Raw genomic sequence first — 24,803 nt, forward strand, 5'->3', positions numbered from 1 at the left:
TACAGCTCCGACCAAGTCTATTTGGTAATATTTCCGGGCGTGGTGTTAGTAAAGGCTCTGACTGGAAGATATTTTGTGCATTTTTTGGAGCGATGATGTTAGAGGCTGGGTGGGCTCTTCTGTGTTCTGAACGAACGTTACCCCAAGCCTGGCTAATAGCTACATTTGGTTTTATTCTAATCGGATGTGTGCTTCTTTATTTTCCAATCAAACCCTGGATTGTTTATTTTTTCCAGTCTAAAAAAAATCCGCCACAAGATCATTTAGCAGCCATCCCGTGGGAAGAGGTTTCAGTCGAGTTCCATCAGCTCAGTGCTGTCAGTTATGTCGGCCCGCGAAGTATGTACCAGCTCAGCATTCGCTGCCCGTTGCCGGATGAATCAGAGCGCGCTTTTACGATTGGCTTACCGGTTTATTCACAGCAAGAAGCTTTTTGCCTGTATGAACTGATCCGCGATTATATGGAGCATGGCGCGAAAGGACTGGAACATACAGCGGCTGCTGAATTACAGACCGAAGCACCAGACTATGGCCGGGTAGCATACTGGCGTGAAGTGAAGCAGCATCTGAAAAATCCGCTGACATATCCGTTTTGGCAACTCTGGAGTTTGATTTCGCTGCGTCCTTTTGCGCACTGGTATATGGAATATCTGCTGGATGTATTACCAAAGAAAAACATCCACCGGGAAGCTGCGATTCAATGGAGCCAGCCCATCCCTGAATCTGAGTGGGCGAAGCCCAGTGAGCAACTTCAGGAAGCAAACCGCCGGGTGCGGGAGCTGTATGCCAAAGGGCTGGACTGGGAAAGCCCGGAAGTACAGGCCGTATTGCGGGCGTATGAGCGGGTTTAGGCGCTGTTGGTGCCACGCTCCCAACTCAAGATTTTCACTGAGGCAGGCGCGATGAACGTTCAACTGCTCAATGAATCAGGAAGCGCATTCAGGGATGAATGTGCAGGTTTTTCAGCACAGGGAAGTGCTTAAAAACCGGTTCCGGCCAGCGCTCGTTGCAGCCAACGGCTCAAGAGCAGTTTTGGTTCCTTTTCCTGCATGAAAAGGGACCGGGGCGCGTGCTAATCAAGCCGCTTGGTTCGTTGCAATCAATCCGCGTCCTGAATCGGCACCAAAGCCTGACGCTTTTATCTTTAAGATGATGCGTTCAATCTGGCTTACCCCTTAACCCCGTGGAGTTAACAAACTGCTGGAGAAGATGTCAGAGATTGATTTTTATCTTGAACAGGATACGAAAGCCATTCTGAAACAGTATGGTGTTTCTCTGGATGATAAAGATGAGCAAAGTGCTTTTATTGATAAGGTGAAAACTTATTACGAAGCGCTGAGTGAGCCGAAAAACCGGGTGACCCAAAAAAGAACCAACTATAACGGTGATACAACGCTTGTGATAACCAACCCAACCGCAGAAGCACTGGCTAAAACGCTGGCAAATACCTATGAACTGAATGAAGAGAAACTGGCACCACAGACCCGTGAAGTATTTGACCGGTATAAGACGCTGATTGAAGGCGGCTATGCCGGAAAAGACGGGATAAAAACCGTCATTGATAACGATGGCATGACAGCATTTATTGATGAGTGGGAAGCTTATGGTCAGGAAATGACAGAGAAGCTAAACAGGCTGAATCCACTGGCTAAAAAATCAGCACCACACTGGCATATGCTGGCGGCTTATCTTTCACCACAGAATCCTGAACAATGGGATATCAAACTGACCACCGAAGATATTCTGACCGCTTTTCATTCCAATAATAACGACGAGTGGCTGAAAAGCTATTATACAGGAACGGATAGTTTCCCTTTGTCGGTTTATGATGATTTGATCAAGTCTGAAATTAAACTGACGCCGACGCAGATTCGTTCCATCAAAAAGAAATTTCAAAGTATTGGCAAAGCGCAGGAAGCTGTCGGAAAGTTTGAAGACAAGATTGCTAAGGCAAATGAATTAGGGAAACTGAACCAGATCACCGATGAGAATATTAAAGCCCGGATTCTGCAAAGTCTGGCGCAGAAAAATGAATTGTTTGTGGCCTCCTTGTCAAAAGCAATGCAGCCTTTTGATGGCCTGAAAAGTTATAACCAGCGGCTGGCAGGGATGCTGGATAATCTGAGTGATGGGACGAAGCAACTGATGCATTTAAATTATAAATTCAATGACATCAGCTGGCAGGTACCGGATGAAAAAGCCACTAAAGATTTGCAGGATTTGCATAAAAAAATGGAACAGTCTGCCAGTGATTTAGCCGCGGTAGAACAACGCATCAAAGATATCCGGAAAACCAACCCGAAGATCCTGAAAATGAAAGGCAGCCAGCGCACTGCTGCGCGAGCGAAATATCATCGGCAGATGAAAGCGGGCCGGATAGAAAGGGATCAAATCAGAACCACCATCCGCAGTCAGTTTGAACAAATTATGCAGCACTCCGGCCCGGAAGTGAGTATTGCGGTCAGTGCGACCGGATCTTATCCGATGAGCCGGATCATCGAAGAAGCGGAAGGGATTCTGAAAAAGAAAACCGTGGTCGCGGGCATGACCCTACGGGAAATGATCACCAAAGACGGCAAAATAAGCGGTGCACAGATTCTGGAACACTCGGTCAGTTTTGCGCTGACGGTGTCTTATCTGGTGAGTGCATGGCATGCATGGGAAAGCTATCTGGACGATGATAAGCAAGAGGGTGAGCTGCTGGGCCTGCTGTCAGCGAATGCTTATACCACAGCATCGGTTTTATCACAGGCCGGTACGGTGCGCACGGCATGGTTAACGGCTTCTGCCGCTGCGATGGGTACCGAAACCCACCAGACGGCGGTGCTCGGGCGTTTAGCCAACTGGACCACTTACAGTTCTACGGTGGCTTCTGTGCTGGGGACAATTGGGATGGGGGTCCGGACTTTTAATGCCGGAAAGGACTTTTTTGCGTCAAGAAATTCTAAAAACCTATTTATGATAATATCATCGCTAGCTAGAGTGGCAGTTAGCTCTGTTGGGTTGTTTTATAGTGCTAGAGAGTCTTATCTTTTAACGAAAACATCAATTGAATTGGCAAAAGGTATTTTGTTTGCTGAACAGGCAAGTCTAGAAGCTCTTTCTATAGCCGTAAAGTATATTCGAATAAATGTGTATCTATGGATTGCTTTTTTAGTGATCGATAAAATTTGGCAATATTACAAATGGCCCCCAGTGGTCGATTGGGCGAGCAACACCATCTGGGGTCAGTCCGATCAAGGCTGGAGTCTGGATCAACATTATGAAGAACTCTCCCCGCAACTGGTGCAGCCGTCACTTAGTTATGAGGTGGTGAATAACCAGTATCATCCCAATGGGCCGGAGGAATCTGAAGTGCAGCTGCGGCTGTTTTTACCGTCAATCATGCTGCCCACAAAGACGAACTGCAAAATCTCTTTGAATGGTTTTGAATCCAGCAGTCAGGTGATTGCCGGCAGGACTGTGCCCTATGCCGCATGGCATAACTTGTTAACTGGTCTGAAAGATGAAGCACTGGTAACGGTGAAAAATAATGGCTGTGAAGTGTGTTTTTATCTGCGCAGTGATCTGATCCAACGGATGAAATTAGACCAGATCCAGTGTGGTGTTTCTATCAGCCAGAACGGAACCGACTGGCATGAGATGCGCTGGCGAATTGATATCCTCGATAACTCTGTCAGCTGGCATCATCAGCCGGAAATGATTGAGGTGACTGCCGGAAAAGATGATGCGTTCAATCTGGCTTACCCTTTAACCCCGTGGAGTTAACGGATGACTATTCAACAAACCAATAAAAATAGTTTTAAAACTGCTAACTGGCGGTTACGTAGTGGGCAGAGGGAAACAACCTCAAGTGGCGTTGAAAAACTGGCACTGTCTCCTTTGCCAGTTACTACAGGTCATACACCCTTGGCAGTAACTAAGCTTATTCATATAAACGAACAGGGGGTACTGGAGTTAAGGAATGTTAGTCTTGCGATTGGAATTACTCAAATGTATTTGTTGAGTATTTCAATTGGTACTTTATTAATTACTATGCCGTGGATATTAATTAGTATTTATAATGTTTTTATTCCTTTTTTTCCTATGTCTTTAGGTTTTTCTTTATTGATTGGAGGAGCGTTTTATTATCAAATAAAGGACTCATATAGAGCAGCTATAAGTGATATACCCATAATTTTTCATCCATGCAAAAAAGAATTGCTGATTTCTTGGGTAAAGCAGCAGTCTTTACGACCGTCATTATTTGGTAGTCTGAATAACGATGGTTATAGTAAAAGCTCAGATAAGCTAGTTTTCTGTACGTTTATTGGTTTTTTGTTTTTTAGTGTGTCATGGGCAATATTAAGCGTTGGACTATTTATAAATATTCCAAATGAAAAAGATGAAGTTATACAAATTGTATGTATAGCTATGATGTTAGTTGGATTGATTGTACTTTATTTTCCTCTTAAACCCTGGCTCACCTATTTCCGCGAATCCAGAAAAAATCCAACACAGCACTATATAGCCGGTATTCCATGGGAAGAGGTGGCGGTTGAATTTCATCAACTGGGCGCAATGGGTTATCTTGGTGCCCGCAGTATGTATCAGTTAAGTTTGGTTTGTCCGTTGCCGGATGAAGCTGATAAACGCTATACCGTCAGCTTGCCGGTATATTCACAACAGGAAGCTTTTTGCCTGTATGAATTGATCCGCGATTATATGGAACATGGCGCCAAAGGGCTGGAACACACCGCAGCAGCCAAATTGCAGACTGAAGCTCCGGACTATGGCCGGGCTGCCTTTAAGAAAGAGCTGGAAGCCAATGAAGGAAATCCGCTCTGGGTGATTTGGCACACGCTGACCCTGCGCTATTTTGCCCACCGTTATTTAGAATGGACACTGGATGTGCTGCCAAAGAAAAACATCCACCGGGAAGCTGCGATTCAATGGAGCCAGCCCATCCCTGAATCTGAGTGGGCGAAGCCCAGTGAGCAACTTCAGGAAGCAAACCGCCGGGTGCGGGAGTTGTATGCCAAAGGACTGGACTGGGAAAGTCCGGAAGTACAGGCCGTATTGCGGGAGTATGAGCGGGTTTAGGTGCTGTTGGTGTCACGCTTCCAACTCAATATTTTCACTGTGGCAGGCGCGATGAACGTTCAACTGCTCAATGAATCAGGAAGCGCATTCATGGATGAATGTGCAGGTTTTTCAGCACAGGGATGTGCTTAAAAACCGATTCCGGCCAGCGCTCGTTGCAGCCAACGGTTCAAGAGCAGTTTTGGTTCCTTTTCCTGCATGAAAAGGGACCGGGGCGCGTGCGAGTCAGGCCGCTTGGTTCGTTGCAATCAATCCGCGTCCTGAATCGGCAGCAAAGCCTGACGCTTTATCTTTAAGATGATGCGTTCAATCTGGCTTACCCTTTAACCCCTTGGAGTTAATGAATGACTGTTCAGCAAACCAATCAAAATAACTTTAAAACCGCACACTGGCGTTTGCGTAGTGGGCAGCGGGAAACAAGTCAAAGTGGTCTGGAAAAACTAGCTTTGGCGCCTTTGCCTGTTTCTACAGGTCATACGCCACTGGCGGTAACTAAGTTTGTCCATATTAATGATCAGGGTGTTTTGGAACTTCGCAGTATTAACCCAATGATTGGGATGATACAAATTTTATTATTGTTTACTCTTTTTATGCTCAGCTCCGTAATAATTGCTTGGATATTGATTATCCCTGATATGTTTTTGGTAATGCTCCCTATAGCAATAATGTGGACAGCATTTATTGGTGTAATGGTATATTTCCCGTTTAAAGATACTTTCATTGATAATTCTAATGATGCTCCAATTGTATTCAACAGCCAAAAGAAACAAATTTTGATTTCATGGAAAGAGCAAAAATTGTTACATCCTTCTTTCTTTGGGAATCTAACTAGTGCCGGATATAGCCAAGGATCAAATAAGTTAATATTTTGTCTATTCATCGGATGTTTTTTATTTTTTATAGGGTGGATAGTATTACTAACTGAAAGTGAACTTGTTTTGGTCATTTTGGGTTTTGTATTGATATTAGTTGGATGCATACTTTTATATCTCGCTTTCAAACCCTGGCTGACCTATTTCCGCGAATCCAGAAAAAATCCGACGCAACACCATCTTGCAGGAATTCCATGGGAAGAAGTGGCGGTTGAATTTCATCAACTTGGTGCAATGGGCTATCTCGGTGCCCGGAGTATGTATCAGTTAAGTCTGGTGTGTCCGTTGCCGGATGAGGCAGATAAACGCTACACAGTCAGCTTGCCGGTGTATTCACAACAGGAAGCTTTTTGCCTGTATGAACTGATCCGCGATTATATGGAACATGGCGCCAAAGGGTTGGAACATACCGCAGCAGCCAAATTGCAGACCGAAGCTCCGGACTATGGCCGGGCGGCCTTTAAGAAAGAACTCAAAGAGAATGAAAGCAATCCACTTTGGGTGATTTGGCACACGCTGACCCTGCGCTATTTTGCCCACCGTTATTTAGAATGGACACTGGATGTGCTGCCGAAGAAAAACATCCACCGGGAAGCTGCGATTCAATGGAGCCAGCCCATCCCTGAATCTGAGTGGGCGAAGCCCAGTGAGCAACTTCAGGAAGCAAACCGCCGGGTGCGGGAGCTGTATGCCAAAGGGCTGGACTGGGAAAGCCCGGAAGTACAGGCCGTATTGCGGGAGTATGAGCGGGTTTAATGCCGTTGATGTTACATCCCCACTCGATATTTTCACTGAGGCAGGCGCGATGAAAATTCAAACGTTCAATGAATCAGGAAGCGCATTCATGGATGAATGTGCAGGTTTTTCAGCACAGGGAGGTGCTTAAAAACCGGTTCCGGCCAGCGCTCGTTGCAGCCAACGGCTCAATAGCAGTTTTGGTTCCTTTTCCTGCATGAAAAGGGACCGGGGCGCGTGCGAATCAAGCCGCTTGGTTCGTTGCAATCAATCCGCGTCCTGAATCGGCAGCAAAGCCTGACGCTTTTATCTTTAAGATGATGCGTTCAATCTGGCTTACCCCTTAACCCCGTGGAGTTAAATGAATGACAGTTCAATCAACCGATACAAACAATTTTAAAACCGCTTACTGGCGGTTGCGGAGCGGGCAGCGGGAAACAACCCAAAGCGGGATAGAAAAACTGGCGTTGTCACCTTTGCCAATTGCTACAAAGTATACGCCATTAGCGGTGACTAAATTTATTCATGTAAATGAACAAGGCTTACTAGAATTACGAAATATTAATACCCAAATCGGATTGATACAGATGCTTTTATCAATTGCCTTATTAATTCTGGGGTCAATCGCTATTGCGTGGGGGGGGCTAGTAGTATATTCAGCTTGGTTTCTGTTGCCTATGCCAGCTATATGGACGTTGGTTATGGGAAGCCAAATGCTTTTTATGTTTTACGATACTTTTCATGATTCTTATGAGGATCTTCCTATAGTTTTTAATTCACAAAAAAATGAGCTATTAGTTTCGTGGCGGGAACAAAAATTATTGCGCCCCTCATTTTTTGGTAATTTGACTAGTGCCGGCTATAGCAAAGGATCTGATAAATTAATTTTTCTTGTATGTGCAGGGTTCTTTTTATTTTCTTTTGGCTGGGCTATGTTGCCAGGTCTTGAAGATCGTCTGTGGATTATTATTTGTGTAGTTTCGCTTGTATTGGGTGTAGGACTTTTATTCATCGCTTTCAAACCTTGGCTGACCTATTTCCGCGAATCCAGAAAAAATCCGGTGCAACACCATCTTGCAGGAATTCCATGGGAAGAAGTGGCGGTTGAATTTCATCAACTGGGCGCAATGGGTTATCTCGGTGCCCGGAGTATGTATCAGTTAAGTCTGGTTTGTCCGCTGCCGGATGAGGCTGACAAACGCTATACCGTCAGCCTGCCGGTGTATTCACAACAGGAAGCTTTTTGCCTGTATGAACTGATCCGCGATTATATGGAACATGGTGCCAAAGGGCTGGAACACACCGCAGCAGCCAAATTGCAGACTGAAGCTCCGGACTATGGCCGGGCTGCCTTTAAGAAAGAACTCCAAGAGAATGAAAGCAATCCACTTTGGGTGATTTGGCATACGCTGACCCTGCGCTATTTTGCCCACCGTTATTTAGAATGGACACTGGATGTGCTGCCAAAGAAAAACATCCACCGGGAAGCTGCGATTCAATGGAGCCAGCCCATCCCTGAATCTGAGTGGGCGAAGCCCAGTGAGCAACTTCAGGAAGCAAACCGCCGGGTGCGAGAGCTGTATGCCAAAGGGCTGGACTGGGAAAGCCCGGAAGTACAGGCCGTATTGCGGGAGTATGAGCGGGTTTAATGCCGTTGATGTTACATCCCCACTCGATATTTTCACTGAGGCAGGCGCGATGAAAATTCAAACGTTCAATGAATCAGGAAGCACATTCATGGATGAATGTGCAGGTTTTTCAGCACAGGGAGGTGCTTAAAAACCGGTTCCGGCCAGCGTTCATGACAGCCAACGGCTCAATAGCAGTTTTGGTTCCTTTTCCTGCATGAAAAGGGACCGGGGCGCGTGCGAATCAAGCCGCTTGGTTCGTTGCAATCAATCCGCGTCCTGAATCGGCAGCAAAGCCTGACGCTTTTATCTTTAAGATGATGCGTTCAATCTGGCTTACCCCTTAACCCCATGGAGTTAATGGATGGATATTCAACAAACAGATAAAAACAGTTTTAAAACTGCTCACTGGCGGTTGCGTTGCGGACAAAGAGAGACCGAGGGTGGTATCGAAAAGCTTGCACTCTCTCCTCTGCCTGTTGCGACTGAACAGCTGCCATTAACAATAAATAAATTTTTGCTGATTAATCCACAGAAATTGCTGGAAATACAAGGTCAAAGTACAAATGTCAGCCTTAACCAATTTAGTCTATGGGGGCAAATATATACGCTTGGAGCAATATTTTTTCTTCTATGGTTAACATCAACTGATTTATTAGTGGTGTTACCAATATTAATATTGGTAACGGTTATTTTAGGGAGCATAGTTTGGCTTCGATTTTCAGATAGTATTCACTCATCTAAAGTAAGTATTTCACCAAGTTTTCATCCTCAAAAACAACAGGTACTAATTACTTTGCAAACTGGAGATATACCTCGGCCGTGTTTAGTTAACGATAGTTCCAGTCAAAGTGCTGGATGGCAAATTTTTTGTGTCTTGGCCGGAGCTATTACTTTCTCCAGTGGATGGATGCTATTGTGTGGGGGAAAGCACTTAACTCAACTTTGGCTATCTATTGCAATTGGTTCAATAATATTTGGGAGTTTTTTTCTTTACTTTCCAATCAAACCCTGGATTGTTTACTTTTTCCAGTCTAAAAAAAATCCGCCACAAGATCATTTAGCAGCCATCCCGTGGGAAGAGGTTTCAATCGAGTTCCATCAGCTCAGTGCCGTCAGTTATGTCGGCCCCCGCAGTATGTACCAGCTCAGCATTCGCTGCCCGTTGCCGGATGAATCAGAGCGCGCTTTTACAATTGGCTTACCGGTTTATTCACAGCAAGAAGCTTTTTGCCTGTATGAACTGATCCGGGATTATATGGAGCACGGTGCGAAAGGACTGGAACACACAGCGGCTGCTGAATTACAGACCGAAGCACCAGACTATGGCCGGGCAGCATACTGGCGTGAAGTGAAGCAGCATCTGAAAAATCCGCTGACATATCCGTTTTGGCAACTCTGGAGTTTGATTTCGCTGCGTCCTTTTGCACACTGGTATATGGAATATCTGCTGGATGTATTACCAAAGAAAAACATCCACCGGGAAGCTGCGATTCAATGGAGCCAGCCCATCCCTGAATCTGAGTGGGCGAAGCCCAGTGAGCAACTTCAGGAAGCAAACCGCCGGGTGCGGGAGCTGTATGTCAAAGGGCTGGACTGGGAAAGCCCGGAAGTTCAGGCCGTATTGCGGGAGTATGAGCGGGTTTAGGTACTGTTGGTGTCACGCTCCCAACTCAATATTTTCACTGAGGCAGGCGCGATAAAAGTTCAACAGCTCAATGAATCAGGAAGCGCATTCATGGATGAATGTGCAGGTTTTTCAGCACAGGGAGGTGCTTAAAAACCGGTTCCGGCCAGCGCTCATTGCAGCCAACGGCTCAAGAGCAGTTTTGGTTCCTTTTCCTGCATGAAAAGGGACCGGGGCGCGTGCGAATCAAGCCGCTTGGTTCGTTGAAATCAATCCGCGTCCTGAATCGGCAGCAAAGCCTGACGCTTTTATCTTTAAGATGATGACCAGCTGGATAAAAAGCCCAATGGCAGTTTGATCAGGACAAAGCGATCCCGCTGGGGATTCGTCCGCTGGAGGCAGGCTGGTTATATCTGATCCACAGTAAAACGCCGGATAAGCTGTGTGAATATGATGGCAACCCACACCATTTTACTGCCTCGGTACTTGGTGACGGAGATGAGCAGGTGGTGCAAGATACGGCCCTTAAAGCCGCTTTAACAAAACTGCAATTAACTCCCAAAGGAGACTATTGATGAAGTTATTCCCTTATTTTGCCGGTCAGCAAACCGAGAAAAACCTGGGGCGCAATACGGTGCTGGCTCCCTTGCCGGTTAAAACCAGACTGAAACCGGCTGAAACCGATGCGGTGCTGACAGCAAAAACCGAGAGTTATATTGAGCTGGGCAGTTATGGTGGTTTAATTTTGCAAACACAGATGCTATTGATTAATTTTTTGGTTTCATTCATAGCATTTCTCTATATATATACTGATCTAGGTGGAATCAGTGGGGTTGTGGGAAGAAGTTATGAAAGAGTATTTATTAATGGGCAGTGGGTATCTGAACTAAGTTATTTTCTAGTGTTTATGGGAATTGGACTTTTATCTTTGGGCCCACTCTCATTTGGTCCGGCATTTCTGGCTATGATTCACACTCACCGCGATCTCGCCCGTGCCTTACCGATTCGCTTTCACCGTCAGCGGCGGGAAGTGATGATGAGCCGCTGGAATAAAAGGAAACAACAGACAGAAATAAAATTCTTCCCGTGGGAGTCGGTGTGTGCGATGGCCGGGGAAGGCACCGCTGTGGCCCCAAATATGGTGATGCGGGAGGGCAGCCTGTTTATCGGTGCTTATGATGACGTGGCATCCGGTTATTTCTGGGCTTCGATGCGCATTAGCGCATTAGACCGCACTCATGCCGCGATGAAATGGGAGATGATCCGCAGCTTTATGGAAGACGGCCCCAAAGCGATTGGTGAATCACAGCCGGTCACGATGGAGGGCATGGTGCAGCAGTACTGCGATGAGCAGGGGATCAAGCGGAAGCATTTTCCTGATCACATCAAAAACTGGTGGTATCTCAGTGGCCGGATGGTCGCGATCTGGCGGATGAACTGGGTGATCCGCAAGTTACAGAAAAAGGCAGAGAAGTTTCCGCAAGTGGCGGAGTGGAGCAAGCCGCTCCCTAAAGAAGAATGGGCTAAACCCAGTGAAGCACTGAACTTTTTCAACCGCAAGCTGGCAGAAAATGAATACCAACGTGGCAAGACGATTTTGACAGTCAATGACCTGCGGGAAACTTATGGCCCGGCGTGGGAAGAATCGCAGCGGCGTCGCAAAGAGAAAAAGCAGGCTGCGGAAAGTTTGAACGCCTGATCCGGATAAAGGCGTGCTTCACGATAAGCCAAGCCAGCAAATCATTCTTCTAAAGGGGCAACATGCCCCTTGCTTTGTCTACGATAACCCTGAAACGGAATCCTCCAGCGCTTGATGTCGCAGAGCATGTAAGGTGATCAGGTTATTCAGATAGTTTTGTATCTGATCTATCATCTTAGCATCCACCGGGTCTAATCTGTGGGTGGTGAGCTGAACAAGGTTAGACCTACCGCACTACCGTAACGGCGCGCCGAAGCGCCCTCGCTCATCTAATCCGGTGGAAAAATTCAATGTACCACTACATATCCTGAGTAACAGAATCATCAATGCTTTGATGAAATCACCAGCATGCATCTTGACGTCACCTGATTATATGGCCAAAAACTGATGCTGTGTGTGATAAAAAATTTGTCTTGACGATAGAAATTTATTGTGAAATTACTGCTTGAAAATCCTTTGGTAACCTTTATCTTGTGAGGGTCGGGAGTTGCACCGTAAATGAATCACAGGTCACTGATCGATGATTAAAAAAAAACGTTTTTACGGGGAAATAATGTGGGTTTTATGAGGAGCTGAACAGGTTATTTTCTGAACCCCATCACCGGAAAAATATTTGCTTCTATTTCATTCAGAGAGACAAAAATGAAAAAGTTGTTTGTACTATTAAGCACATTAATTCTGTCAGTTTCAGTGACGGCTTTTGCAGATGATGTTCAGACTGAAGAGTCAGAGACCTGGGAAACGACAGAATCTGAAGTGTTGCCTGAAGCGCCAAGGGAAGTCATTAGCGATGCGCTGGATTCATGCTCGTCCTGGGCAAAAGATGATGGCATCGGGGAAGATGATCTGGCGCCATATCTGCTTAATTGCGTGAACGGCATATTAAACGAACAGGGCTATTTGTCCGTATCATCTATCGACCAATAAAACCTTTCCAGCGACTTTGGCCGTGTTGTACCAGAGTCGCTGAATGCATTCAGAGGTGACATCCTTTTGCCCTGTGAATGCGACTGTGACTTACCGCATAATCGCCAGCCGGATCTGCTTTTCTGTCTCAATGATCACAAACAGCGCTATACCAATCCCGATAATCAGCACATCATCCCAGAATGGAATCGGTGCGGTGGCGAAAACTGTCTGCAAAGGGGGCAGGTAAGTGATGGCAAATTGTGCGACGGTGACCGCAAGCACCACGGCCCAGACGACTTTGGTGCCTTTGACGGCATCCCATGTCAGCGATGTGCCGTGAATATTACGGATGAAAAAGAGCTGGAAAATCTCCATCACCACCAGTGTGTTTAGTGCCATGGTGCGGGCCAGTTCAATCGGATAACCCTGACCAACTGCATAATGGTAAATCCCAAATACCCCGCAGGAAAATAACGTGGAAACCAGCACGATATGCCAGACCAGATGACCGGACAGCAGTGGTTCATGGCGCGGCCGGGGCGGGCGGCGCATCGTGGTGGGTTCTGTGGGCTCAAATGCCAGTGCAATTCCCAGAGTGACAGCCGTAATTAGATTGACCCACAAAATCTGCACTGGTGTGATGGGCAGCGTCATGCCCAGCAGCAGGGCAAGAATAATCGTCATTGCTTCACCGGCATTGGTGGGTAAGGTCCAGCTGATCACCTTTTTGAGATTGTCATAGACGGTCCGCCCTTCGCGCACTGCGGCCGCAATCGAGGCAAAATTATCATCGGCCAGCACCAGTTCAGCGGCTTCCTTGGCTGCCTCAGAGCCTTTTCGTCCCATGGCAATCCCTGCATCAGAACGTTTCAGTGCCGGGGCATCATTAACGCCGTCGCCGGTCATGGCGACGGTCATACCGTGTGATTGCAGCGCCATTACCAGCCGTAGTTTATGCTCCGGACTGGTGCGGGCAAAAATATCACAATCCAGCACTGACTGGCTTAATGTGGCATCTTCCATCTGATCAAGGTCGGCGCCGGTCAAAACCTTATCCGGATTTTGCAGGCCGATTCGCTGACCAATGGCGGCGGCAGTTTTGGCATGATCGCCGGTGATCATTTTTACCCGGATTCCTGCCTGATGGCACTCTGCTACGGCGACGATAGCTTCCGGGCGGGGCGGGTCAATCATGCCGGTCATACCAATCAGTGTGAGTGAATCTTCCACATCACTGTGTTCAAGCACGGTATGTTCCGGTGACACCGATTTTACGGCAAAAGCCAGAACCCGCTGGCCCAGTGCCGCAACCGATTCTGCTTTGGTATTCCAGTAGGTGTAATCCAGTGCTTCGGTATGGCCGTCTGCACTGCGCTGATTATCGCACATGGCCAGAATCCGTTCGGGAGCGCCTTTCACAAAGATAAAGGCATGATGGTCGTGGTCGTGGTTCAGGGTCGCCATGAAACGGTATTTTGAGTCAAAGGGAATTGAATCTGTGCGGGTCCAGACGGATTGTTCTTTACGGACATCCATATTCATTTTTCCTGCCAGCGCAAGCAGGGCACCTTCCATCGGGTCGCCTTCCACATGCCAGACACCATCCTGTTCACGTAAGCGGGCATCGTTACAGAGAGTTGCAGCCCGTGCCAGTTCTTCCAGCACATGATGCTCTGAAGGAAATACCGGTGAATTTTCCAGCAACAGTGTGCCTTCCGGTTTGTAACCATCGCCCTCGATCGTAAACATGTGCCAGTGATCGAGGACCGAGGCCACCATCATTTCATTGCGGGTCAGGGTGCCGGTTTTATCAGTGCAGATGACAGATACGGAGCCCAGCGTTTCGATAGCGGGTAAGCGCCGGACGATGGCATTTCGCCGGGCCATGGCCTGAACGCCAATGGCAAGAGTAATGGTTAAAACCGCAGGCAGCCCTTCCGGAATGGCTGCAACGGAGAGCCCGACAACGGCCAGAAACATTTCGGTAAAGGGATAGTGAGCCACAAAGTAACCGAATGCGAGTAACAGTGCCGCGAGCAGCAGGATTAAAATGGTGAGCCATTTCGCAAACACTCCCATCTGGGCCACTAGTGGCGTCGTCAGGGTTTCGACCTCTGAAAGTAATCCGCTGATACGTCCGATCTCAGTCTGAGCGCCGGTTCTGACCACCAGTCCCTGGCCCTGACCGGCGGTTACCAGCGTGCCGGAAAAAGCCATGCAGCTTCTGTCCCCCAGCGGCGCATCGGCTGCGACTGCGGCAATGTGCTTGATAACCGGCACCGATTCTCCGGTCAGAATGGCTTCCTGAACAGACAAGCCATGTGTGGTGAACAGGCGCAGATCTGCGGGGACTTTATCACCAGCTTCCAGAAGTACGACGTCACCGGGAACCAGTTGTTCACCTTTGATACAGATGCGTTCACCGTCACGGATGACATTGGCCTGGGGAGCCAGCATATGCCGGATCGCATCCATCGCTTTCTCTGCTTTACCTTCCTGCAGGTAGCCGATAACCGCATTGACAAATACGACGGCCAGAATCACGCCGGTATCCATCCAGTGGTTCAGCAAAGCGGTAATGGTGGCGGAGCCAAGCAATACATAAATGAGGATATTGTGAAATTGTTGCAGAAAGCGCATCAGTGCGCTGCGTCTTGCGGCTTCGGGCAGCCGGTTCGGCCCGTATTTTGCGTGCCGTTGCTCTGCTTCATGCTGACTCAGCCCGGTCATCCGGGCCTGTTGTCGTTTCAGGGCGTGCTCAGTCGAGAGATGATGCCATTCGGTTGGGGCTTCTTTTTCTTTGTCTCTGTCTTTTCGCATACGCGCCTGCCTTAGCCGGCTTTCACCGGAGAAATAAATCCCTGTGGTTTGAGCCCAATCAGTGAGCAATTGAGTTTCTGAACAATATTTTCAGCCGTGTTACCAATCATAAATCCGGGGATACCGGTGCGGGCAACGGTGCCCATCACCAGAATATCGATGGGTTTTTGCACCACAAAATCAGGGATCATCTCGGTTGGTTTTCCGCGTAGATGGTGAATCAGATGTTGGCCGCTGATGCCGGAATCCCGGATCAGTGCTTCCAGTGCAGCACGATGTTCATCATGGATCCTGAGCACGGTCTGATCGATTTCGTCGTCTGAGGTTTTTATCCACATATTGCCGCGTAAATAGGCTTCGAACTCGTAATCCCAGCATGAAATAATATGTAATTCACCACTGCAGCTGTCAGCCAGCGACCGGGATAACGCCAGCATCCGTCTGGATAAGCTTTCTGCGGCTTGTTCCTGAGATTTGGGGTCAATCGCGACCGCGACCTGAATTTGCTGGTGTGAATGCTCAATCGGACGACACAGCCAGACCGGAACCGGGCACTTGCGCAGTAAATTCATGTCAATGGTTTTCAGTCCGCACCGGTTATCCTGTGATTCTGCTTCTTTGATCACCAGGTCATGCTGGTGTTGAAGGACGTACTGAATGATATTAATGGCCGGGGTTTTATCACTGACAAAATCGATTGATACATCTACGGCACCTTCTGCGAGCTTCAGCGCATCCTGAGTTCTTTGGATCCGTGCCTGAGTGATCGTCAGTAAGGACTCTTGATAGTTTTGCTGATAGTCGGGAAATTCAGCCGGAAAGTCAGGGCAGACAATCAATACTTTGAGTGGGGCATGATTGTTCCGGGCCAGACTCAGGGCCTGTTTAAGTCCTTCGTTTTCATCTGTTGTACCATGACTAACGTAAAGTAAATGGCGGAAATGCTGCATATCAAGACCCCTTTTCCCTGTAATAATCCTTCAGAAAACAGCTCCGGAAGTATGTGACCGGAAGGTGTTGCTGCATCAGTGTTTCTTCCCTGATGTGTCAGGGAGGTTACTCATGGCAACCTGTAAAATAAGTGTAGAGGGTTCATGCTGAAAATGGGGGAAAACACCTTGATATTTATTAGCCGGTGTGCTTATTTTTTGGTCTGTTTCACACTCGTGGCGTTCTTTTGAAATGGTCAGGATATTTGACTGCATACATGGCTTTGGGTGCACTGATGACCGATTTCGGTTAGTCTGTCATTCTGTTTCAGGGAGGAGAGTCAATGAACCGCGACAGACTGGAAACAATGTATGGGTATCTGGTGAATGAAGAAGATGCCAGAGCCTGTAAAGCTATCCCGGAGTCAGCCTGCAAAGAGGTACCCGGTAATTTCATGAAAATCATCTTTGCCCAGTTTTTTACCAAACTGGGGGATGCTTTGATTAATCCGAAAGTGACTTTACCCTGGATCATGCAAAGTATCGGTATACCGGCTTCATTTGTGGCCTGGCTGGTGCCGATCAGAGAATCTGGCTCGTTATTACCACAGCTCGTGATTGCCAGTTATATCCGGCGGTTATCTGTCCGTAAATGGGTCTGGGTTTGTGGGAGTCTCCTGCAGGCGGTGGCCGTCCTTGCGATTGGTTTGGTGGCGATGTCTTTTGAAGGAAACACGGCTGGCTGGGCGATTCTGCTGCTTTTGTCGGTGTTTAGCCTGGCCCGCGGATTAAATTCGGTCGCCTCAAAAGATGTGTTAGGAAAGACGATCCCTAAATCCCAGCGGGGGCAGGTGAATGGCTGGTCAGGCAGTGCGTCCGGATTTGTGACGTTGATTTTTGCCGGATTGATGGCCATCTCCCATTTTTCCGGCTGGCAGGGGAGTGGTGTTTTCTACGGTGGTTGCCTGATTTCAGCAGCAGTGGTCTGGTTGATCGGCGCAATGATCTATGGCCGGATTGAGGAATATGAAGGGGAGACGGAAGGGGGAAAAAATGGCTTGCTTGAGGCATTAAAGCAGTGTCATTTATTGTGGACTGACCGTGCTTTTCTTCAGTTTGTTCTGACCCGGACTTTGTTTCTTTGTACTGCGCTCAGCGCGCCTTACTATGTGTTGCTGGCTCAGAAAAACCATGGCAATGATATCTGGATGCTGGCCTTATTTATGTTTGCCAGCGGGCTGGCTTCTTTGCTGGCCGGGCCTTTCTGGGGAAAATTTGCAGATAAATCCAGCAAAAAGGTGATGATGCTCGGGGCATCAATGAGTGCGGTGACTGGGGGGATATTGTTTGTGATTGATACGGGTTTGCCGGGATTGACTCAGTCATACGGGTTATTTCCCGCCCTGTACTTTATGGTGTGTATTGCCCACGATGGTGTCCGGGTCGGACGAAAAACCTATCTGGTGGATTTGTCTGAGGGAAATCAAAGAACCCGCTATGTTGCGGTGTCGAATACAGTGATTGGTCTGATGTTGCTGCTGATGAGTAGTCTGGGGCTGCTGACACAGCTGATCTCATTGTCGCAGCTGGTGCTGGTATTTTCTGCGGTGACGATTGCCGGGGTGCTGCTGGCGGCCCGTCTTCCGGATGTTTCCCGGACCTGAGATGGCCTGAGTGAGCAATGCGCTGAAAATAAAGGAAAAGCGCCGGTAAACGGCGCTTTGATGAAGTTGCTTTGACGCATTTTTCTGTTTACCAGCACAGCGATAAACCGTCACCGGATGACTTGGATGCAATACCGGAGACCGGTGCGTCAGTAATTAACTCAACGCCGGTGTTGAGGAAATCCAGCCCTTCAGTATTCTGCGGTTTTTTGCCGGTTTGAATGAACGTATTGATTGCCTCAACGCCCATGGCGGCCATTCGTAGCGGGAACTGCATGGATGTGGCACCAATGACACCGGATTTCACATTTTCAACCCCTTCACAGCCGCCGTCGACAGAGACGATGAGCGCATCTTTTTTGCCAAAAGCAGCTAATGCTTCATAAGCCCCGATGGCTGCAGGTTCATTAATTGTATAGACGACGTTAATGCCGGTATCTTTCTGGAGCAGGGTTTCAATCGCTTTGCGTCCGCCTTCCACAGAACCTTGTGTGACTTCATTACCCACAATCCGCGCATCTGTCTCGTCACCAATATCCTGAGCGTTGTTTAAATCAATGCCGAATCCTTTCAGAAAGCCCTGATCCCTGGCGACATCCACACTGATTTCATTGGCATTGAGATCCAGCAGTGCAATTTTAGCAGAACCTGCTTTATCACCGAGTTTGGCTTTTGCCCACTGGCCAATCAGCTCACCGGCTTTAAAATTATCTGTGGCAAATGTTGCATCAGCAGCACTGGCCGGGTCCAGTGGCGTATCGAGGGCAATCACCAACACGCCTGCCGAGCGGGCCATTTCAACCACAGGGACAATCGCGGCCGGGTCACTGGGGGTAATTAAAATCCCCTTGGCCCCTGAGACCACTAAGTTCTCAATGGCCTGTGCCTGTGATTGATTATCACCATCGAACTGGCCAGCAAAAGTTTGTAGTTCAAGCCCCAGTTCATCTGCTTTTTTCTGAGCCCCTTCCTTCATTTTTACAAAAAACGGATTGTTATCAGTTTTTGTTATCAGGCCAACAATAGGTTTCTCTGCTGCTGCCACACCACCACTGAGCGCCAGACATAAGGTATAACTCAGAACTTTAATCAGTTTATTCATATGACGATTTCTCCGGTACCTTTGTGTTTCACGTTTTTAAATATAGTGTATGCCTATCATTTTTGTTGATTACATAGATTTTAAATATGTATCTGTGTCGGGATATCTGGTTGAAACCGTGATGAATCACGGTTTCAGGAGACTTGAGCTGTGGATTTATCGACATTTATGATCTATCAGCTAAGGTTATTTATAGGTAATTAAATATCACACAAAGTAATTGGATCGTGTTTCTCTTTCACAGCCTGACCTGTCGTCGCCTGAAAATTGCTCAATCAAGGCCAAGGCGCGAAAAGAGTGGTTGAGTGATGCTATGCAAGCGATGTTCTTGCATGTTTACGGTTGTCGGCCGGACCCGCTTATTTGGGTCATCAGTTTGCTGAAATGTCGATCAGGAGCTTAGTCAACGATGAATATTGGTTCAAAATTTATTCTCAGTATCGTCTCTATTGCCACCCTGGCCGTTGCCAGTACTGCCATTGTGCTGGCAACACTTTCTTCAGATAAAACAGAAGAGATTTTGCTGGATGCACGGCGTGACCAGATGATCTCGTTACGCAATGTTGCCACCGAAATTCTTCATCAATATTTTGGTTCGCTGGAAAATCAGATTCTGAGTATTTCACAGCAACAATCTGTGATTGATGCGACCCGGAATCTTTCCTCTTCCTATAAGCCATTTGCATTTTTTGTCGGCCGGACTGATCGTCCGGGTCAACGAGAAAAGCTGCGTCAGTATTATCAGGATAACATTGCGGCTCAATATTCACGTTTTAATCCCGGACAGCGCTTTGATACCAATGCGGTGATTGACGCGATGAGCGATCCGACCATTGCTCTGCAAACTCAGTATATTGCGGCGAACCCTAATACGCTGGACAGCAAAGACAATATGCTGTTTTCCTCTGATAAAACGTCTTACACCACCAACCATAAAAAATATCATCCTTACTTTCAGGATTCATTAAAGCGGTTTCACCTGCAGGATATTCTCTTACTGGATACCAACGGAAATGTGGTTTATTCGGTAAAAAAATACATCGATTTTGCTGCTTCAGTGTCTTCGGCGGCTTTTGCCGGCTCCGGACTGGCAGAGGCGTATAACCGGGCCAGCCAGCTGGAGAGTTCCGGTTATGCGTTTGTTGATTACGCCCCTTATCCGGGTGCATCCGGATTACCGACCGGCTTTATTTCTGCGCCTGTTTTTGAGAAAAACAAGCGGGTGGGTGTGGTGGTTTTGGCGCTCTCTTCTGTGAAACTGACCGAGCTGATGACCTATGGATACAACTGGGAGGCATCCGGATTGGGTCAAACCGGTGAAACCTACCTGATCGGGGCCGATCAGACGCCGCGCAGTGCCAGCCGCCTGTTGCTGGAACAACCCGAGGCCTATGCCGCGCAGGTGAAAGCGTTAAATTACCCACAACAAGAGATTGATAAAATTCTGGCAACGAAAACCAACGTGGCATTTCAACAGATCAAATCGCACGCGATTGATGAGGCGTTTAACGGAAATGCCGGGACAACCATTGACAGTAATTATCTGAATCACCAGGTCCTGACGGCTTTTGCTCCGCTGAATATCATGGGGCAAAAATGGGTGCTGCTGAATGAAATAGAAATGGCGGAAGTGACCTCGAAGCTGGGAGCGATTCAAAAGTCATTTTTGGTTTATGCGGCCATGACAGCGATTGTGGTGATTATTCTGGGTGGTGTTGCCGGTGCGGTCATTACACAAACAATCGTGCGTCCTATTCGTGAAACCAGTCACTCACTGATTGATATTGCAGAAGGTGAGGGCGACTTAACCAGCCGGTTAAACGCAGCGCGGAAAGATGAGCTTGGGGAGCTGGCGACCGGATTCAATCAGTTTGTAGCAAAAATTCATCAGCTGGTGCTCGGGATTAAAGGGTCGATGGAGGGGCTGAGCCGCACAGTTGATAACATGAATACCGTCGCTGAAGAGGGAAGTGAGTCGGCCAATACGCAACAAAAAGAGACAGAAATGGTGGTGGCGGCAATTAATCAGATGGCTGCTTCTGCACAGGAAATTGCAGGTAATGCGATGAATGCTGCCGATGTTGCCAACAGTGCAGACACAGAAGGAAAGCATGTTCAGTCGGTCGTGGATAATGCGATTTCCTCGATAGAAGGTTTATCTGAGGAAATTGATCAGGCGTCTGTGGTGATTACAGAGCTGGAAGGTAATGTTGGCAATATTGTGGCGATTCTTGATACGATCCGGGGCATTGCTGATCAGACGAATCTTCTGGCACTGAACGCTGCGATTGAGTCTGCACGGGCCGGAGAGCATGGACGGGGCTTTGCGGTGGTGGCCGATGAAGTCAGGGCGCTGGCGAAAAAAACACAAGACAGTACAGAAGAGATTCAGGAAATGATTGAGCGGCTGCAAAAAGACTCGATCCATGCCGTCAATGTGATGGCTTCCAGTAAAGCCAACGGTGAAAAGAGTGCCGATATTGCCCGGACAGTTGGGACTTCACTGATTAAAATTGCAGATTTTATTTCAACGATCAGTGATATGAATGCGCAGATCGCCGGCGCGTCAGATGAGCAAAAAACCGCGATAGAAGAAATTAACCGCAGTATGGTTGAAATATCCAACAGCGGCCAGCAAACCTTATCGGGAGTGAATTCGATTACCCAAAACAGTGCCGATTTAAGGGCGCTGTCGCACAGTCTGGAGGAGCAGATTCAGCAGTTTAGGGTTTAATTTACTGATATGGTTTGATGATCCTTATTTGCCACAATGCTGGTATATCACAGAGCGGTTTCTGCCATCATTTTTAGCCTGGTAAAGCATTCGGTCGGCGAGTTTGATTGAACTGCTGATATCCGGCCGGGAGGCCGGAATTGTTGTCCCGCCAATGGAAACCGTCTGGCGATAAGGCTGACCGCACAGGATACCGAAATCTTTCGACTCCAGAGCCATCCGTAACCTTTCTGCAGTTGTTTTTGCTTCTTGCTCCGGGGTGTTGGGTAAAAGAACCAGAAATTCTTCACCCCCATAGCGACTGACAATATCATGCTTTCTGACTTCGGACTTGAAGACTGCGGCTGCCGTTTTTAAGAATAAATCGCCGGTATCATGTCCAAAATTATCATTGACGGATTTGAAGTGATCTAAATCCAGAATCAGAATGGAAATGTCTCCGCCATATCTGGACTGGGCATTCAGCGCTTTCTGGATCTCATACTCCAGCCCGCGCCGGTTATATAAACCGGTCAGCGGGTCTGTGACCAGCAGTCGCTGCATCTCTTTTTCCGCCAGCCTCTTTTTTTGTTCCGATTTGCCCAAAATAATCGTGCTGATATAAATCAGTACCGACATAAAAATGGCGGCCAGGGTTACAAATAATTCGTAGGCTGATAACAGGTCCATTTGGTCAGACAGGTGTGGCAGGGCGATACCGACAATCAAACAAAATGAGAGGGAAAACAGAAACTGCATTCTCGCAACTGTCCCGACCAGATTGGGCGTCATGAATAATTTGATCGCGCCTTTGTTGGCAGTCATTCCCAGCCCTGAAAGCGCGACCATAAAGCAGATGATCACGGTCGATACTGACATCTGAAAATACAGTTGTTGCGCATCAAAAAAATACCCGAGGCTGGCAGTAAAAGGTATTGCCAGTCCGGTCAGGGTGAAAAACTGGAATGCATAATACTTTTGGCGCAGCCGGAGCATCACCGCGACGATATAGAACATACAGGTCAGAATCATGTTATTGCCGATGGCATCAAACTGACCATCGGCCATTTGACTGAGCAGGAAGCCGGTCAGGGTAATGACTTTATCGTGAAAGAAAAAATTAAAGCCAAAATCAAAAAAACTGATTAATCCGGCCAGCAACACTACGGACAGGAGGAAAATGGGTTGGTGGAACTTGACCTGATAAAACAGGTGGCTCATACAAAGCATCAAGGCGATAACAATCGCCACCGGATTGGTCGCTGCCAGCGACGGATGTATTTGTGAGAAAAGAGAGCTGCCGGTGATATCGACGGTCAACAGTGCAATACCGAGCAGGATAGTGATGGTATTGAGGTACTTACCTGCGGTCATTGCCAACAGCATCAGAGAATACTTTCTTGCCGTAATTTTCTTCCCTGTTGTCATCTTCTCTCACCTTGTCATGCGCTGTTACTTATAAGATTAGACGCATCAGGTCATGATTGCTTTCGCCTGAGAAAGATTAATGGATGTTGAGTCAGCATGTTACCCGGTGATGATGGCTGTTGGTTCTGTTGAACCGCACGAGACACCGCAGATGAGTCAGGTTAACTTAACGATGCCTGATATTGTTCAATCACGTCAAGCGGTGCGCTGATGATGGCGGTTTCAATCAGATCACCGATTTGCTCTTTCTCTTCGCCGCTTGCCTGTTCGGACAGTGTTTCCAGATCATTCAGTGTTTGCAGTGTCACTGGTCCTTCCAGCAACGCTTGTGCCTGTTCCAGTAAAGTCATAACAAGCTCCTTTCATCGTATTGGTTTAAGTTTATACACAAATCCCGTGAAGGTGCATTTTTCAGGCAATATCCGGGACATCTTCAGTTCATTTCGGGGTCACTCCTCTAAAACCAAAGCGGCTGATCGCGGTCAAAGCTGTGAATCTGGCGTATTTTTCTGCTCATTTTTGCTAACTGTTGCTCAAATTTACAACAGTTGAGGCTGTCCGGTTGCATTTTCCGGGAAACCCGCCTGATCTTCATTCAGCCGGGCTGGCAGATATTGCTGCAAAAATCCAAGAAAAACGGTGATTTTACCGGGGCGACGGAAGCGATCAGAAGACATCAGAGCGACGATATCAGCATCAGCCAGCCGGTAGCCGGGTATCAGTTCGGTCAGTGCGCCGGATTGAATTTCGGACCGGACATCCCATTCCGAACGCTGAATAATACCTTGTCCGGACAGACACCAGTTTTTGGTTACCTGACCGACGTTGCTCGATAAAACCGGTGCTATCCGGACGCTGAGCGTTTGTAAATTTGTGCGATCAGTAAAGCGCCACATGGTGGCATCTTCATCATTTTCCCGCAGGGCAATACAGCGATGGTGTGCCAGATCGCGGGGATGATTCAGGTTCGGTGCCGACTGAATATAAGCGGGGGATGCCAGCAGTAAACGCCGGTTTTTCGCCAGGACAACTCTCTTGAGTGATGAATCTTCCAGATGACCGATATACAGCATGATATCCGGGCTGTGATGGGCAGACCATTTTGGTGCATCGGATAAATTCAGTTCGACGTTGATGGCCGGATAACGGCGTTGAAATTCCGCAACCAGCGGGCCGATATGGGAGATACCGAGCCCCAGTGGTGAGACGATTTTAAGTGAGCCGGAAATCGCCTGTTTTGCATCAGAAACATCCTGCTGAAGATTTTCCAGCTCAGTCAGAATATGTTGTCCCTGCCGGGCCAGAAGCTCACCTTCGGCGGTAAGAGAAATCGAGCGGGCATTTCTTTCTGCCAGCACCACCCCCAGTTTTCGCTCAATTTGTTGCAGCCGCTGGGAAACACCCGGCGGAGTGACATTCATTTTTCTTGCGGCCGCTGCCAGAGAACGGCTGGCGGCAATCGTGATAAAAAATTCGATATCTTTTGATGTGAGCATGAAGAAAAAATTAATGATGGAATAAGAATAGATTAATTTAACTACATGATCCGGCATGTTACAACATTCGTCCTGGAGAAATAACATTCGTCACGGAGA

Annotated in this window: 16 protein-coding genes; 10 read left to right on the forward strand and 6 right to left on the reverse strand. The window is 47.7% G+C overall.

Features of this window, described 5'->3' with window-relative positions; genetic code table 11:
• Positions 1 to 188 precede the first annotated feature (188 nt).
• The 8 genes from OCV29_RS07435 (at position 189) to OCV29_RS07470 (ending at position 12,570) form a co-directional block, all read left to right on the forward strand.
• Positions 189 to 851: a hypothetical protein gene (locus OCV29_RS07435; protein WP_139281697.1), complete on the forward strand. Its 663-nt coding sequence runs from the start codon at positions 189 to 191 to the stop codon at positions 849 to 851.
• A gap of 358 nt (positions 852 to 1,209) precedes the next feature.
• Entirely contained in the window at positions 1,210 to 3,768 is a 2,559-nt protein-coding gene (locus OCV29_RS07440; protein WP_073605791.1) for a hypothetical protein, read from the forward strand.
• Positions 3,769 to 3,771: 3 nt separating this feature from the next.
• Complete coding sequence (locus OCV29_RS07445; protein ID WP_139281698.1) at positions 3,772 to 5,082, forward strand: hypothetical protein; 1,311 nt, start codon at positions 3,772 to 3,774, stop codon at positions 5,080 to 5,082.
• Positions 5,083 to 5,426: 344 nt separating this feature from the next.
• The gene (locus OCV29_RS07450) at positions 5,427 to 6,710 is read left to right on the forward strand and encodes a hypothetical protein (protein WP_073605793.1); all 1,284 of its coding nucleotides are present in this window, start codon (positions 5,427 to 5,429) and stop codon (positions 6,708 to 6,710) included.
• Positions 6,711 to 7,054: 344 nt separating this feature from the next.
• Complete coding sequence (locus OCV29_RS07455) at positions 7,055 to 8,338, forward strand: hypothetical protein (protein WP_073605794.1); 1,284 nt, start codon at positions 7,055 to 7,057, stop codon at positions 8,336 to 8,338.
• Between the two features lie 856 nt (positions 8,339 to 9,194).
• Positions 9,195 to 9,965 carry a hypothetical protein gene (locus OCV29_RS07460; protein WP_139281699.1) on the forward strand — a complete coding sequence of 257 codons (771 nt, stop codon included), beginning with the start codon at positions 9,195 to 9,197 and terminating at the stop codon, positions 9,963 to 9,965.
• Positions 9,966 to 10,518: 553 nt separating this feature from the next.
• Entirely contained in the window at positions 10,519 to 11,643 is a 1,125-nt protein-coding gene (locus OCV29_RS07465; RefSeq protein WP_073605797.1) for a hypothetical protein, read from the forward strand.
• A 642-nt stretch (positions 11,644 to 12,285) separates the two neighbouring features.
• Complete coding sequence (locus tag OCV29_RS07470; RefSeq protein ID WP_073605798.1) at positions 12,286 to 12,570, forward strand: hypothetical protein; 285 nt, start codon at positions 12,286 to 12,288, stop codon at positions 12,568 to 12,570.
• Positions 12,571 to 12,660: 90 nt separating this feature from the next.
• On the opposite strand, the gene OCV29_RS07475 is transcribed toward OCV29_RS07470, so the two are convergent.
• Both OCV29_RS07475 and OCV29_RS07480 read right to left on the reverse strand, forming a co-directional pair.
• A complete protein-coding gene (locus OCV29_RS07475) occupies positions 12,661 to 15,372 on the reverse strand; it encodes a cation-transporting P-type ATPase (protein WP_073605799.1) in 2,712 nt (903 codons plus the stop codon).
• Between the two features lie 11 nt (positions 15,373 to 15,383).
• A complete protein-coding gene (locus OCV29_RS07480; protein ID WP_073605800.1) occupies positions 15,384 to 16,322 on the reverse strand; it encodes a universal stress protein in 939 nt (312 codons plus the stop codon).
• A gap of 323 nt (positions 16,323 to 16,645) precedes the next feature.
• Here OCV29_RS07480 and OCV29_RS07485 point away from each other — a divergent pair, with 323 nt between their 5' ends.
• On the forward strand, positions 16,646 to 17,965 hold the full coding sequence (locus OCV29_RS07485; protein WP_073605801.1) for an MFS transporter: 1,320 nt from the start codon (positions 16,646 to 16,648) through the stop codon (positions 17,963 to 17,965).
• An 88-nt stretch (positions 17,966 to 18,053) separates the two neighbouring features.
• Here the strand turns inward: OCV29_RS07485 and OCV29_RS07490 are convergent, their stop codons facing one another.
• Positions 18,054 to 19,067, reverse strand: coding sequence for a sugar ABC transporter substrate-binding protein (locus tag OCV29_RS07490; protein WP_073605802.1), 1,014 nt, complete (start codon positions 19,065 to 19,067; stop codon positions 18,054 to 18,056).
• A 409-nt stretch (positions 19,068 to 19,476) separates the two neighbouring features.
• On the opposite strand from OCV29_RS07490, the gene OCV29_RS07495 reads away from it, so the two are divergent.
• The gene (locus tag OCV29_RS07495) at positions 19,477 to 21,801 is read left to right on the forward strand and encodes a methyl-accepting chemotaxis protein (protein ID WP_073605803.1); all 2,325 of its coding nucleotides are present in this window, start codon (positions 19,477 to 19,479) and stop codon (positions 21,799 to 21,801) included.
• A 24-nt stretch (positions 21,802 to 21,825) separates the two neighbouring features.
• On the opposite strand, the gene OCV29_RS07500 is transcribed toward OCV29_RS07495, so the two are convergent.
• The 3 genes from OCV29_RS07500 to OCV29_RS07510 form a co-directional block, all read right to left on the reverse strand.
• Positions 21,826 to 23,208 (reverse strand): GGDEF domain-containing protein, encoded by a 1,383-nt coding sequence (locus OCV29_RS07500; RefSeq protein ID WP_073605804.1) that lies wholly within the window; start codon positions 23,206 to 23,208, stop codon positions 21,826 to 21,828.
• 161 nt (positions 23,209 to 23,369) lie between these two features.
• Positions 23,370 to 23,558, reverse strand: coding sequence for a hypothetical protein (locus OCV29_RS07505; RefSeq protein WP_073605805.1), 189 nt, complete (start codon positions 23,556 to 23,558; stop codon positions 23,370 to 23,372).
• Between the two features lie 189 nt (positions 23,559 to 23,747).
• Complete coding sequence (locus OCV29_RS07510; RefSeq protein ID WP_245796978.1) at positions 23,748 to 24,761, reverse strand: LysR substrate-binding domain-containing protein; 1,014 nt, start codon at positions 24,759 to 24,761, stop codon at positions 23,748 to 23,750.
• Positions 24,762 to 24,803 lie beyond the last annotated feature (42 nt).

The sequence above is a fragment of the Vibrio aerogenes genome, assembly GCF_024346755.1.
GTDB lineage: Bacteria > Pseudomonadota > Gammaproteobacteria > Enterobacterales > Vibrionaceae > Vibrio > Vibrio aerogenes.

What these genes read in the sequence shown, in the direction of transcription:
- OCV29_RS07495 (WP_073605803.1), top strand. Translation starts at nt 19,477, where the DNA reads ATGAATATTGGTTCAAAATTTATTCTCAGTATCGTCTCTATTGCCACC.
- OCV29_RS07450 (WP_073605793.1), top strand. Translation starts at nt 5,427, where the DNA reads ATGACTGTTCAGCAAACCAATCAAAATAACTTTAAAACCGCACACTGG.
- OCV29_RS07445 (WP_139281698.1), top strand. Translation starts at nt 3,772, where the DNA reads ATGACTATTCAACAAACCAATAAAAATAGTTTTAAAACTGCTAACTGG.
- OCV29_RS07470 (WP_073605798.1), top strand. Translation starts at nt 12,286, where the DNA reads ATGAAAAAGTTGTTTGTACTATTAAGCACATTAATTCTGTCAGTTTCA.
- OCV29_RS07440 (WP_073605791.1), top strand. Translation starts at nt 1,210, where the DNA reads ATGTCAGAGATTGATTTTTATCTTGAACAGGATACGAAAGCCATTCTG.
- OCV29_RS07480 (WP_073605800.1), bottom strand. Translation starts at nt 16,322, where the DNA reads ATGCAGCATTTCCGCCATTTACTTTACGTTAGTCATGGTACAACAGAT.
- OCV29_RS07505 (WP_073605805.1), bottom strand. Translation starts at nt 23,558, where the DNA reads ATGACTTTACTGGAACAGGCACAAGCGTTGCTGGAAGGACCAGTGACA.
- OCV29_RS07500 (WP_073605804.1), bottom strand. Translation starts at nt 23,208, where the DNA reads ATGACAACAGGGAAGAAAATTACGGCAAGAAAGTATTCTCTGATGCTG.
- OCV29_RS07510 (WP_245796978.1), bottom strand. Translation starts at nt 24,761, where the DNA reads ATGCCGGATCATGTAGTTAAATTAATCTATTCTTATTCCATCATTAAT.
- OCV29_RS07485 (WP_073605801.1), top strand. Translation starts at nt 16,646, where the DNA reads ATGAACCGCGACAGACTGGAAACAATGTATGGGTATCTGGTGAATGAA.
- OCV29_RS07475 (WP_073605799.1), bottom strand. Translation starts at nt 15,372, where the DNA reads ATGCGAAAAGACAGAGACAAAGAAAAAGAAGCCCCAACCGAATGGCAT.
- OCV29_RS07490 (WP_073605802.1), bottom strand. Translation starts at nt 19,067, where the DNA reads ATGAATAAACTGATTAAAGTTCTGAGTTATACCTTATGTCTGGCGCTC.
- OCV29_RS07465 (WP_073605797.1), top strand. Translation starts at nt 10,519, where the DNA reads ATGAAGTTATTCCCTTATTTTGCCGGTCAGCAAACCGAGAAAAACCTG.
- OCV29_RS07455 (WP_073605794.1), top strand. Translation starts at nt 7,055, where the DNA reads ATGACAGTTCAATCAACCGATACAAACAATTTTAAAACCGCTTACTGG.